Source organism: Kaistia terrae, assembly GCF_026344005.1.
Classification (GTDB): Bacteria; Pseudomonadota; Alphaproteobacteria; order Rhizobiales; family Kaistiaceae; genus Kaistia; species Kaistia terrae.
The window spans coordinates 292046-304936 of record NZ_JAPKNH010000002.1; the positions used below are offsets into that span (position 1 = coordinate 292046).

The 12891-nt window shown below is 65.5% G+C and carries 9 protein-coding genes; 5 read left to right on the top strand and 4 right to left on the bottom strand.

The annotated features are described in order from the left end of the window. The first annotated feature begins 100 nt into the window (after positions 1-100). The 4 genes from OSH12_RS06500 to OSH12_RS06515 all read left to right on the top strand — a co-directional run bounded on the left by OSH12_RS06500 (position 101) and on the right by OSH12_RS06515 (position 7226). Positions 101-1531, top strand: a complete 1431-nt coding sequence (locus OSH12_RS06500) for an MFS transporter (protein WP_266342712.1) — start codon at positions 101-103, stop codon at positions 1529-1531. Between the two features lie 75 nt (positions 1532-1606). Beyond that, positions 1607-2860 (top strand): aminopeptidase, encoded by a 1254-nt coding sequence (locus OSH12_RS06505; RefSeq protein ID WP_266342713.1) that lies wholly within the window; start codon positions 1607-1609, stop codon positions 2858-2860. A 350-nt stretch (positions 2861-3210) separates the two neighbouring features. After that, a complete protein-coding gene (mprF, locus tag OSH12_RS06510; protein WP_266342714.1) occupies positions 3211-5838 on the top strand; it encodes a bifunctional lysylphosphatidylglycerol flippase/synthetase MprF in 2628 nt (875 codons plus the stop codon). Beyond that, positions 5835-7226, top strand: a complete 1392-nt coding sequence (locus tag OSH12_RS06515; protein WP_266342715.1) for an AcvB/VirJ family lysyl-phosphatidylglycerol hydrolase — start codon at positions 5835-5837, stop codon at positions 7224-7226. Before mprF ends, OSH12_RS06515 begins: the two co-directional genes overlap by 4 nt. A gap of 264 nt (positions 7227-7490) precedes the next feature. Here the strand turns inward: OSH12_RS06515 and OSH12_RS06520 are convergent, their stop codons facing one another. From OSH12_RS06520 to OSH12_RS06530, 3 genes are all read right to left on the bottom strand, one after another. Continuing rightward, positions 7491-7925, bottom strand: coding sequence for a DoxX family protein (locus OSH12_RS06520; protein WP_266342716.1), 435 nt, complete (start codon positions 7923-7925; stop codon positions 7491-7493). Positions 7926-8013: 88 nt separating this feature from the next. Next, the gene (locus OSH12_RS06525) at positions 8014-9924 is read right to left on the bottom strand and encodes a DUF2207 domain-containing protein (RefSeq protein ID WP_266342717.1); all 1911 of its coding nucleotides are present in this window, start codon (positions 9922-9924) and stop codon (positions 8014-8016) included. Between the two features lie 10 nt (positions 9925-9934). Continuing rightward, positions 9935-10489 carry a LemA family protein gene (locus tag OSH12_RS06530; protein ID WP_266342718.1) on the bottom strand — a complete coding sequence of 185 codons (555 nt, stop codon included), beginning with the start codon at positions 10487-10489 and terminating at the stop codon, positions 9935-9937. 260 nt (positions 10490-10749) lie between these two features. On the opposite strand from OSH12_RS06530, the gene OSH12_RS06535 reads away from it, so the two are divergent. Continuing rightward, positions 10750-11334 (top strand): hemerythrin domain-containing protein, encoded by a 585-nt coding sequence (locus OSH12_RS06535; RefSeq protein ID WP_266342719.1) that lies wholly within the window; start codon positions 10750-10752, stop codon positions 11332-11334. A 6-nt stretch (positions 11335-11340) separates the two neighbouring features. Here the strand turns inward: OSH12_RS06535 and OSH12_RS06540 are convergent, their stop codons facing one another. Further along, positions 11341-12804: a patatin-like phospholipase family protein gene (locus OSH12_RS06540; protein ID WP_266342720.1), complete on the bottom strand. Its 1464-nt coding sequence runs from the start codon at positions 12802-12804 to the stop codon at positions 11341-11343. Positions 12805-12891: the final 87 nt, after the last annotated feature.

Consider the following 12891-nt stretch of genomic DNA (forward strand, 5'->3'; position numbering starts at 1 on the left):
TCCGCTTGTGCTCGCCGGCCGAAAGCGCGATGACTCGGTGGTCCGATGTGTCGCCGGCTGGCATCACGTCGCCTTGTGTTCTCCTGCGCCAGCGGCCGGCATGACCTCTACCGCATCCCAGACATCGACCCAGAAATCGACATGGATTGCCCTGCTCGTCGCGGTGGCTTTCTTCATGGAGAACCTCGACGGCACGGTCATCGCGACCTCGTTGCCGCAGATGGCGCAATCGTTCGGCGTCGAGGCCGTCGATCTCAATATCGGCATGTCGGTCTACATGCTGACGTTGGCGATCTTCATCCCGGCCAGCGGCTGGATGGCGGATCGTTTTGGCGCACGCACGGTCTTCGCCACCGCAGTCGCGGTCTTCACCATCGCCTCGGTGTTCTGCGCGCTCAGCGACAGCGTCCTGACCTTCGTGCTCGCGCGCATCCTGCAGGGCGCCGGTGGCGCTATGATGGTGCCGGTCGGCCGGCTGGTCGTGCTGCGCAATACGTCCAAGGCCGAGCTGATGCGTGCGATTGCCGTGCTGACCTGGCCGGCACTGTCCGCGCCGATCCTGGGTCCGCCGCTCGGTGGCTTTATTACCACCTATGCGTCGTGGCACTGGATCTTCATCCTCAACGTGCCGATCGGCATCGTGGCGCTGGCGCTTACCTTCTGGCTGATCCCGAACCAGCGCAGTGATGACCGGCAGGGTTTTGACTGGCTCGGCTTCATCCTGACCAGCATCGCCTGTGCCGGGCTGATGTACGGCCTCGACCTTGTCGGCCAGACGGAGAGCGACTGGGTGATCGGCGCCGGCATCCTCGCCGCCAGCGCGCTGTTCTTCTGGGTGGCGCTGCGCCATTCGAGCAACCACCCGCATCCCTTGCCGGACCTTTACGGGCTGACGATCCAGACCTTTGCCGTCACCATGAAGGGCGGCTCGCTATTCCGCACCGCCGTCAGCGCCGTGCCTTTCCTGCTGCCCCTGATGTTCCAGCTCGGCTTTGGCCTCGATCCATTCCAGGCCGGCCTCTATGTGCTGGCGCTGTTCGCCGGCAACCTCGCCATGAAGCCGCTGACCAGCCTCGTGCTGCGCACCTTCGGCTTCCGAAACACGCTGATCGGCAATGGCCTGTTCTTCGTCGCAACCCTGTTCGGTTGCGCAATGCTGACGCCGGCGACCCCCTGGCCGGTCATCATCGTCGTGCTGTTCCTGAGCGGCGCGGCGCGCTCGATGCAATTTACCGCCATCGGCACCATGGCCTTTGTCGACGTGCCGCAGGATCGGATGAGCGGCGCCAACACGCTGTTCTCCCTCGTGCAGCAGATCACCTTCGGTCTCGGCATCGCGCTCGGCGCCATCGCGCTGCGGCTGGCCGATGCCTGGCTGACGCCGGATATCGCCGGGCTGACGCTTCAGGATTTTCATGTCGCCTTCCTGATCGTCGGCGTCGTCGGCCTGATCGGGCTCTATGACAGTTTCGCGCTGCCGCATGATGCCGGCGTGCTGGTCTCCAAGCATCGCGCCCGGGCACGCGCCTGACGCGGCCCGCCATGCTCCGGGCTAGTTTTCGCGCGAGCCCATCCTTTGAATGAAACGACAAGCGGAGTTCCTGCCATGACGAAGTTGAACAAAGATCCGTCGCTCACCCATGAGCAGAAGCTCGACCGGCTTGGCGAAGTGGCCGTTCGCGTCGGCCTCGGCCTGCAGCCGGGCCAGGAACTGGTCATGACGGCATCGATCGATGCGCTGCCGCTGGTTCGCCGCATTACCGAGCACGCCTACAAGGCCGGCGCCTCGCTGGTGACGACGCTGTTCTCCGACGAGGAGGCGACGCTGATGCGCTATCGCCACGCTCCGGATGGCAGCTTCGACATCGCTTCGGGCTGGCTGTTCGACGGCATGGCCTCGGCCTTCCGCAATGGCGCGGCGCGTCTTGCCATTGCCGGCGAGAACCCGTCGCTGCTCGCCGGTCAGGACCCGGACAAGGTTTCGCGCGCCAACCGCGCTCGCTCGGCGGCCTATACGCCGGCGATGGAATTGATCGTCGGCTTCGATATCAACTGGACGATCGCCTCCTTCGCCTCGCCGGCCTGGGCGCGGGCCGTGTTCCCGAACGAGACCGAGGAAGTCGCCGTCGCAAAACTCTGGGATGCGATCTTCGCCGCCTCGCGCGTCGACCTCGTCGATCCGATCGCTGCCTGGGGCGAGCACAACAAGGCGCTGCACGCCCGAACCAAGCTGCTGAACGACAAGCGCTATTCGGCGCTTCGTTTCGTCGGCCCCGGCACCGACCTGACGGTCGGGCTCGCCGACGACCATGAATGGGAAGGCGGCGCGTCGATGGCCAAGAACGGAATCGTCTGCAACCCGAACATCCCGTCCGAGGAAGTCTTCACCACGCCGCACAAGAGCCGCGTCTCGGGCCATGTCACCAGCACCAAGCCGCTCTCCTATCAGGGCACGCTGATCGAGGACATTTCGGTGCGCTTCGAGGACGGCCGCATCGTCGAGGCGAATGCGCGCAAGGGCAGCGACGTGCTGTCGAAGGTGCTCGATACGGACGAGGGTTCGCGCCGTCTCGGCGAAGTGGCGCTGGTGCCGGATTCGTCGCCGATCTCGGCCAGCGGCCTGCTGTTCTACAACACCCTCTATGACGAGAACGCCGCTTGCCACATCGCGCTCGGCCAAGCCTATACCAAGTGCATTCGCGGCGGCGACAAGATGACCCAGGACGAACTGGCGGCGCGCGGCGCCAACAAGAGCGTCATCCATATCGACTGGATGATCGGCTCGCGCCACATCGACATCGACGGCATCGGCCATGACGGCAATGTCGAGCCGATCATGCGTCAGGGCGAGTGGGCCTGACGCCCTAGCGTCACGCAGCCATTGTACAAGAGCCAGGCGATCTGCATCGCCTGGCTCTATTTGATTTGGACGTGCGATGTCGCGCCAATCGCCTGTCAATATTGCGCGAGGCGCACGGGTCGCAGTGAACGGCCTCAATCCAGCCAGAATTGAAGCCCTTGAAGCTTGCTGTAGGATGCAAGGAGAAGGCAGCGCTCCGGCCGGGCGGGATCCAGTTCCGTGACTTGGCCGAAGCTGCGAAGTTCAAGATGACCAACAGCGCCATGATGCCCATCCGGGATGCCGAGAGCCCTCCGGAGACCCTGATCCGTCCGGCAGGCAAAAGCCGTCCTGAACCGTCGCGGGAAACCATGTCCGACGACTTCGAGTCCCCCAATCACCACGAGGACGCCGACGGCCTGGCCGAGCCGCGTTTCGAGCGGCTGCGCGCGGTGCTGGCGCCCTGGAAGCCGGCGATCATGGCGGTGGCGGGCATCGTCGTCGTCGTGCTGGTCTGGCTCGCGATCTCGAAACTCATCGCCGAAGTCGACTATGAAGACGTGCTCGACACGCTGCATGCGACGCCGATCTGGGCGATCGCAGCCGCGCTCGGCTTCACGGCGCTGAGTTTTCTGGCGCTCAGCATCTATGACCTCTCGGCGCTGCGCTATCTCGGCCGCAGCGTGCCCTATCCGATCGTCGCGCTGACCGCCTTCTGCGCCTATGCGGTCGGCAATACCGCCGGATTCGGCCCGTTGACCGGCGGCGCCATTCGTTATCGCTTCTATGCCCGCCTCGGCTTCGAGCCGGCCGACGTCGCCAAGGTGGTGGCCTTCGTCACCGTGGCCTTCGGCCTCGGCCTTGCCGGCGTCACTGGGCTTGGCCTTGCCTTTGCGGCGCATGACCTGGCTGAGCCGCTGTCGCTGCCGCCGATGCTGCTCCGGGCGCTCGGCGGCGTCATCCTGCTGGCGCTGGGCGCGCTCCTTGCCTATTCCGCCTTCGGCAATGGCCGGATCGGCTGGCGTGGCTTTTCCTTCACCTTGCCGCGCCCCGGCATCATGCTGGCGCAGTTTGGCGCCACCATCATCGACGTCTCGACCGCCGCCGCCGTGCTCTGGGTGCTGCTGCCGCAGACCGATGTCGGCCTGCCAGCCTTCATCGCGGTCTATGCGGTCGCCATCGGCCTCGGCGTCGCCAGCCATGTGCCGGCCGGCCTCGGCGTGTTCGAGGCGGTGATTATCGCCGTCGTCGGCAGGACTGCCTCGGTCGACCAGGTGCTTTCGGCCCTGATCCTCTACCGCGTGATCTATTACGGCGTGCCGCTGCTGGCAGCCTCCGGTCTCGTCACCGGCATGGAAGTGCGGCGCGCCGCCTCGGGCGCCAATGCCTCGCGCGTCCTGCGCGCCGGCGCGCAGCTATCGCCGCGCGTGCTCGCGACGCTCACCTTCGCGCTCGGCGCCGTGCTGGTTCTCTCGGGCGTGACGCCCGCCTCGGACCAGCGGCTGGATCTCCTTTCCGGCTTGCTGCCGCTGTCGATCGTCGAGGGCGCGCATTTCCTCGAAAGCGTGCTCGGCCTCGGCCTGATCGTGATGGCGCGCGGACTGGCGCACCGGCTCGACGGCGCATGGTGGGCGGCCGTGATCGCGGCCGGACTGGCTGTTTTGCTGTCGCTGCTCAAGGCCATCGCCATCAGCGAGTCGATCGCGCTGGCGCTGCTGTTCATCGCCCTGTTGGCGACGCGGCGCGAATTCAACCGCCCGGCCTCGCTGCTGCACCAACGCCTGACGCCCGGTTGGATACTGGCGATCTCGACGGTGATTGTCACCGCCGCCGCCGTGATGTTCTTCGTCTATAGTGACGTTGAATATTCGAACCAGCTCTGGTGGCAGTTCGAGTTTTCCGAGGAAGCGCCGCGCAGCCTGCGGGCGCTGCTCGGCGTCGTCATCGCAGCCGGTTCGTTCGCCGCCTGGTCGCTGTTGCGCCCGTCGAAGGGCAAGACCGGCCAGGCCGAACCGGAAGAGATCGCCGAGGCGGTCAGTATCCTGGCCGGGCAGGCGCATCCCGACGCCAACCTCGTCCGCATGGGCGACAAGACGCTTCTGTTCTCGGATGACCGCCGCGCCTTCATCATGTTCGGCCGGCAGGCGCATTCCTGGGTGGCGCTGTTCGATCCGATCGGGCCTCGCTCTTCCTGGCCGGGGCTGATCTGGCAATTCGTCGAGATGGCGCGGGCCGCCGGCGGGCGCGCCATGTTCTATCAGGTGATGCCGGAGAACCTCGCGCTCTATGCCGATGCAGGCCTGCGCGCCTACAAGCTCGGCGAGGCGGCGCATGTCGACCTCCAGGCCTTCGACCTCAAGGGCGCCAAGCGGGCCAGCCTGCGCCATGCCTTTAACCGTAGCCAGCGCGAGGGCCTCAGCTTCGAGTTTCTCGAGCCCGACCAGGTGGCGCAATCAATCGACGATTTGCAGCAGATCTCCAATCTCTGGCTCGCCGAACATCGCGCCCGCGAAAAACGCTTCTCGCTCGGCGCCTTCGACCGCGCCTATGTGATGGCGCAGCCGGCTGCTGTCGTCCGTCGTGATGGGCGCATCGTCGCATTCGCCACCGTCATGACGACGACGATGAAGCAGGAAGCGACCGTCGACCTGATGCGGTTCGAGCCGGAGGTTCCGGCCGGCACGATGGAATTCCTGTTCGTCAGCCTGATGCTGCATCTGAAGGAACAGGGCTATCACTGGTTCGATCTCGGCATGGCGCCGCTTGCCGGCCTTTCCAAGAGCCCGGCGGCGCCGTTCTGGCACCGGATGGGCCGGACCGTGTTCGAGCATGGTGAACGCTTTTATAATTTTCACGGGCTGAGGGCCTTCAAGGCCAAGTTCCAGCCGCAATGGCAGCCTCGTTACATCGCCGTATCGGGGGGCATGTCGCCTGCGCTCGCGCTCGCCGATGTGACGGTGCTGATCAGTGGCGGGCTCAAGGGAGTGGTGGGCAAATGATCCGGAATCTGTTTTTGGCGACGCTGTTTGCCTGCACATCGCTGCCGGCTCTGGCGCAGGATGCCCCACCAAAACCCGACAGCTTCAATGCCGGACTGCTCGGCAAGCCGGAGATCCTGTTGCCGACCGAGGCTGCAACCGGCGCCGTGTTCCTGTTCTCCGACAAGGGCGGCTGGACTTCCGAGGACGAGGCCACCGCGACGAGCCTGCAGAAATCGGGCGCTATCGTCGTCGGCATCGATACGCCGAAATTCCTGGACAGCCTCGAGGCCGACAAAAGCGAGGACTGCGTCTATGTCGTCGGCGACATTGAGGATCTGAGCCATCAGATTCAGCGCCAACTCGGCACCGACATCTACCATTCCCCCGTCATCGCCGGCATCGGCACGGCGGGAACGTTGGCGCTCTCGCTGGCGGCGCAGACGCCGGACGCCACTGTTGGCCGCACCGTCGCGGTCGATCCCGCGCTGGCGCTGCCGCTGGTGAAGCCGCTCTGCACCGATGCGCCGCGCGCGGAAGTCGCCGGCGGCGTCAGCTATGGCCTGGAAAAGGGCGACCCGGCCAATCCGGTCGACGTGATCTACACGGCCGCGGCCCCCGCCGATGGCAAGGCGCATGTCGCCGACCTGCAGAAGCAGGGCTTCAAGCTTAAGGACAAGACGGTCGAGGGGGACGCCCGCGCCGCGCTGCTGGAGCGGCTGCAGCACCTGCTGGTGCCGAAGTCGTCTGACGCCGACCCGCTCGCCGACCTGCAATTGATCGAACTGCCGGCGACGGCGAAGTACGACACGCTGGCGATCGTCTATTCCGGCGATGGCGGCTGGCGCGATATCGACAAGTCGGTCGCCGAGACGCTGCAGAAGGAGGGCGTGCCGACGGTCGGCGTCGACTCACTGCGCTATTTCTGGTCGCAGAAGACGCCCGACCAGACCTCGGCCGATCTCGCCCGCATCATCGAGGCCTATACCGAGCGCTGGGGCGTCGATCACGTCATCCTGATCGGCTACTCCTTCGGCGCGGACGTGCTGCCGGCTGCCTATAACCGCCTGCCCATGGACGCCAAGGACGTTGTCACGCAGCTCTCGCTGCTCGGCCTGTCGGAAGCCGTGGACTACGAGATCTCGGTCGGCGAGTTCCTCGGTACCAGTTCCAGCGAAGGCGAGACGCTGCCGGATCTGAAGCAGATCAAGCCGGCGCTGGTCCAGTGCGTCTATGGCGAGGAAGAAGACGATTCCGCCTGCCCGAAGGTGGAGGGCACCGGCGTCGAGATGATCAAGACGACCGGCGGTCACCACTTTGACGGCGATTATGAAGCGCTGGCCGCCAAGATCCTGGACGGCTTCAAGCGCCGCGTCGCCACGGAAACGCATCCGCAGGCGAAGAAGTAGGGTGTCGTTCAGAGGGTGAACTTCAGCTTCCCAAGCTGAATGTCGTCTCTCGCGGAATCCTATCCAGTCTCCGTGTAGGTGACCTCTCCCGCTGTCGTCATCCCGGCGTAGGCCGGGATCCATGAACACAGGCACCTCGCCAGAAGGCTGTGCCTTATTTTCTCGGCCTGTGTTTATGGACCCCGGCCTCCGCCGGGGCGACGAGGCCTGGTCCATCCGCCATGTGCTTCGTCGTGACCTTGGGAGCGCTCCAAGACCTCTCGCTCATGGGGCGGTGAAAGAGGCTCCAGTCCTTTCGAAGACTGAATTCCGCAGCGCCAGCTTCTCGCCCGGCCCATGCACGGCAGCAAACAGCAGACCGGCGATGAAGGTGAAGTGGTCGATGAAGAAGCCGAACTCGACCTGGTTGCCGGTCCAGTGCGACGGGCCATGGAAGGCGAGCGCCAGGAACAGGACATAGGCTGCCGCCAGCAGGGCGGCTTCCGAGAAGAAGGCCCCGCTCAGCAGCGCGATCGCCAGCGCCGTCTCGAAGATAGCCGCCACCCAAGCCAGGAATAGGGGAAACGGAAAGCCGGCCGAGGCGATGTAGCCGGCGGTGGCGGCCATATCGAGGAACTTGAAGGTGGCGGCCATGACGAAGACGCCGCCGAAGATTAGCCTGGCGATGAGGATGGCTGCGGTCTTGAATGTGCTGTCCATGGATCGGTCCCTCCGAAACGTCGCTCTATGGCAAGGCGACGAATGAGAGTGTTCCATTTCGACAGGCGCGGCTGATTTTGTCGCCGCTCTACCAGCCGGAGCCGCCGCCGCCACCACCGCCGCCGCCTGAGGATCCACCACCGCTGCTGCCGGAGCTGAAGCTGCCCGAGCCGGAACGAGAACCCGGTGCGGTCGAGGCGGAGGCGACCGTCTGCGACAGGCCGGAGCCGAGGCGATCGACCAGGCTGCCGGCGTCGCGGTTGCTGCTGGCGATATACCAGCTCGATACCGCCGCCGTAGCACCCGCCGCCGCCAGAATGCCGGCGAACTTTGCCGCCCAGGCATTTTCGACATCGAGCGCCACCGCATAGGGCAGGTAGCGCTCGAACAGCTCCGGCGTCTTTTCCGGCGGATGCAGCATTTCGAGCCGATGTTCCTCGGCGATGCCGAGATACTGGCGGAAGCCGGCGATGGCATCCCGCAGCTTCTGGCCTTCCGGCGTCGGCGACCGCATCCACGTGAAGGCGGAGGAGAGTACGGGCAGCAGCGCGAAGGGCAGGATCAGCACGGCGAAATCGAGCGGGCCGCGAACGGCGCTCAGGAAGACGCCGAGACCCGCGCCGCCGAAAGCGAGCGCAAAAATGCCGATGAACAGCAGCACGAAGATCCGCTTGTACCAGGGGCTGCCGCGCAGCGAGCGCAGGGTCAGTCCGACGACGATGGCGGGGACCGACAGGAACACCAGGCTGAAGGCGGCGACCATGCCGTTCTCGCCCATGGCGATCACCAGCCCCACCGCCGCCAGCGCGTAGGCCGCCAGCGTGATCAGGACGCCGCCGGTCAACCACCCGCTGTTCATGTTGAATACGGTGCCGGAATAGGCCTTGGCCAAGCCCCGCGCCAGCGTCGCCTTGGCGTTGGACAGCGTCGCGTGGTTCGATTGGACCAGCGAGATCTCGCCGCCGCTGCGGAACAGCGCCTGGGCCGCCGCCGACTCCGGCGCCGCGACCGGCTTGCCGCCCGGCGTGCGGGTTACCACCAGCGTCTTGCCGCTGTCGGCGATCTTGAGCTGGCCCTTGACGCCAAGATCGAGGATCGCCGCGGTGAAGGCGCGATCATCAAAGGCCATTTCGGAGATATAGCGTGTTGCCGCGGCCGAAAGGCCCTGTGGCGGCGTGAATAGCGGAATGACGGGGCCGGGCTCCGGATCGCGGCCGGCCTTGCGCCAGGCCTGGAACAGATAGAGCAGTCCGCCGGCGGCGCCGAGCAGCGCGAAGAGGGCGCCGATATTGTCCTTGAGCCACCAGATCGTGCGCTGGTTCGCGCTCGGCGCGTCGACAACGCCTTTGGGCCATGCGGCGGCGACCGTCAGGCCGTTATGGGCGGGCAGGGGCTCCGTCGTGCGAAAAACGATCCGGCCCGGCTCCTTCGAGACGACCCGGGCATCCTGGCCGCGATCGCCCTGCTGCCCGGTGTAGATCGCCGTGTTGCCGAACGAGGCGGCCTCCGGCAGCGTGATGCGCGCCTCGGCGACGTCGATCGGAAAGGTCCAGCCGGTGCCGGTCGCGTTCCAGTACAGCTCGTCGAAATCGTCGAAGAAGCCGATCTGGCGGGTGGTTCGGTAGCGGATGACATAGTCATGCGGGCCAGGGGACAGCAGAACGTCGCCCGAACCGATGCGGATGCGCTTGCCGTTTTCCAGCTTCTCTATGGCGAAGGGTTCGTCCCGGCCGTCGCGCGTGACCGATTCCACGTCGAAGCCGACGACGACCGTGGCGCCATTGTCGCCCTGGTAGGTGGTGGGGAAATCGCGCAGGATGCCGCGCCGGATCTCGTTGCCTTCCGCCTGCACGCGGATCGACTCGACGACGTCGAGATCGCCGTTCTTCTGGACGTTCACGTCCGAGACGAAGCGCAGGATGCGCTCTTCGGCGCTGGCCGAGGCCAACGGCACCAGCGCCAGCAGGAAAGCGAAGAGGAACCCGGATATCCGCAGCATGGAAAGCGCCTCAGAAGGAAACCTTGGGCGGGATCTGGGCGGCGGCGCGATCTTCGATTTCGTAGAATGCTTCGGAGTGGAAGCCGAACATGTTGGCGACGAGCACGGCCGGGAAGGTCTGAATCGCAGTGTTCAGGTCGCGCACGGTGCCGTTGTAGTAGCGGCGCGCCATCTGCATCTCGTCCTCGACGCTCGCCAGCTGCGCCTGCAGTTCACGAAAATTGGCGTCTGCCTTCAGGTCCGGATAGGCCTCGGAAATGGCGATCAGCCGGCCGAGCGCGCCGGAAAGGGCCTGGTCGGCCGCCGCCTGGCTCTTGACGTCGCCGGCATTCATGCTGGCGGCCCGCTTGGCGGCGACATCCTCGAAGATGCCTTTTTCGTGCGCGGCGTAGCCCTTCACCGTCTCGACCAGATTGGGGATCAGGTCGGCGCGGCGCTTCAGCTGGACGTCGATGCCGCTCCAGCCTTCATGGGCGAGGTTTCGCTTGGCAACGAGGTTGTTGTAGAGGCTGACGGCATAGAACGCGGCGGCCACGATCAAGGCCAGGACAATCCATGTGGTCAAGGTCTTTCCCCTCGGCTTGGCGCGCGACTGGCCCGGAGACCTGGGCACGCTCTTCGAATCTCGCTCGCCTTGCGGCGGCACAAGCTGTTGATAGCGCGTCGCGCTGGCGATTGCGAAGTCCGCGTTCGCACAACCTCGCCATTTGCCCCCCGGCATAGGGGCCGGGCTTCTCCCTTGGTTTGGCCGTCAGCATCCCTATCTGTCGGGGCTGGCGTCGCCTATGACGCCTCTCACAGCCCTTGTGGCGTTTGGTGACTTCGATGATCGACCCTGCCGCGCTTGCGCTCGAAACCCGGACCGGACTGCCGGAGGAGCTGCGCTATCTGGCGGCGCTCTATCCGCGCGAGGTCTGGAGCGGGCATGCCAATCTCGGCATGACGGCGCGTTTCTGGCTGGAGCGTCACGATGCGTTCCGGGATCTCGGCGGCCGCATCGGCGCCGGTCTCGTCGATTTTCGAGAGGAGCGGATCGAAGCCAGCGCCTTCGGGCCGTGGCTGGCGCCGCGCCTGCAGCGCTTCCTCAACGACCTGCACGGTCATCACCAGATCGAGGACTACCAGTATTTTCCGGTTTTCACGGCGGCGGAACCTCGCCTTGCGCGCGGGTTCGAATTGCTGGATGGCGATCACCAGACGATCCATCACTGGATCGAAGCGGTTGCCGAGACGGCGACCGGATTCCTGAGATCGCTCGACGGGGACCGGGATGCGCTGCGGCGGGCGAGCGACGCCTATGCCACTTCCAGCGAGACGATGCTGGCGGGCCTGATGCGCCATCTCGCCGACGAGGAAGACCTGATCATCCCGCTGATCCTCGACCGCACCGAGGACGGTATCGGGATCTGATGGATCTTAGTTGCGCGCCAACTGCGCCGGGCCAGCCGCGTCGAAGAGCCGGGAGCGTTGGTGCGTTTCGCGGGCAACGCGCTGGATATTGGCATTGCGCCGCACAGCCTCGCGGCCGGCCTGGATGACGAGATCGACCTGCTGCCTGTCGAGGCGGAGCCGGGTCGGGATCTTGTTCAGCTGGGGATAGAGTGACGGGTCGGCGTCGCGGAACGTCAGGTGTTCGGTGGTGACCACGACGTCCCGGCAATTCCAGCCGGCCAGGGTGCCGCGCAAGCGGAGCACCTGCGCATTCGAGAGCCCGCAGCGATACTCGATCAACTGCTGCTGCCATTGATTGAAGGCGAGGTCTACCGCGTCGAAGCTGCTGCGCGTCGAGGCGGCGATGGTGGTATCGGCGACCGAGCGCAGGATCTTGCTGAGATGCGGCGGCGGCTTCGCCGCTCCCCAATCGTAGGGGTTCTCGACGCCGGCATCGGTGACGATGAACAGAAAGTTGCGGATCCGGACGGCCTGATAGGCCGATAGCGGAGCGTAGGGCGTGTTAGCCTGGGCCCGTTCGAGCGACAGGGCGCCGATGCCGAGATTGTCGGTCAGGCCGCCGTCGAGCAGGCGGACATATTTCAGGTCGCTGTTGGACTGGTAGGAATCGAGCATCCGCGCATAGGCGTGCAGCCGGACCGAAGGATTGTCCGAATCCAGCGCTCTCTGAAGCCAGTCTGGCCGCTTGTAGTTGCAGGTTCCCCTGGCCGGGGTCTCGATCACGACCGGGGCGAACGCGACCGGAAAGGCTGCGGAAGCGGCGACGGCATCGGCGATCTTGACCTGATCCAGGTCGCTGCAGAGCGCCGAGAACGTATCCTGGGTGAACAGGAACGGCGTGCGGTTATAGATGTCGGATGCGGTGATCCAGACAAGCGGCCTGTCCGGCTTGCGGAACGCGGCATAGGTCGAGCCGTCGAATACCTCTTCGTCGAGAAAGCGGCCAAAGGTGCTGCGGTCGTTGGCGCCGCCGTTGACGGCCGTGCGGACCAGGTTGGCCGGCGTCACCGTCGTTCGCATGTAGGTTTCGCCGTTCTTCTCCAGGAAGCGTTCCCGGAAGTCGACGTAGCCGTCCTTGCCCCTGTAGCCGAGATAGGCGGCCATCACCGCGCCGCCGGACGTGCCGGCGACCGAGCGGACGTCATCGACCAGGCTGCGTTCGACGGGGTGATCGTCGATGATCAGCGTATCCAGCTCTGTGAGCGCGCCATAGGCAAAGGCCGCGGCGCGCGAACCTCCGCCGGAAAACGCCAACGCCACGATCGTGCTGCCATCGTCCTGGGGGTCGGGCAGGGCGGTCGGCGATGGCTGGCCCGCTACAGGCCCCGTCTGGTTGATCGGGGTGGTATCGATCGACGAGCAGCCTGCTGCCAGGATTGCCACGGCAAAGCCCGCGGCGCGAAGGCCGGCTCCAAACGTCTTCAACACGGATCGATCCCCCCGCCGGATGTTCAACCGCCAGTTTAAGGGCGAGGGCTTAACCTTCCTAGAACATTCGGTGGGGTCGTTGATCCC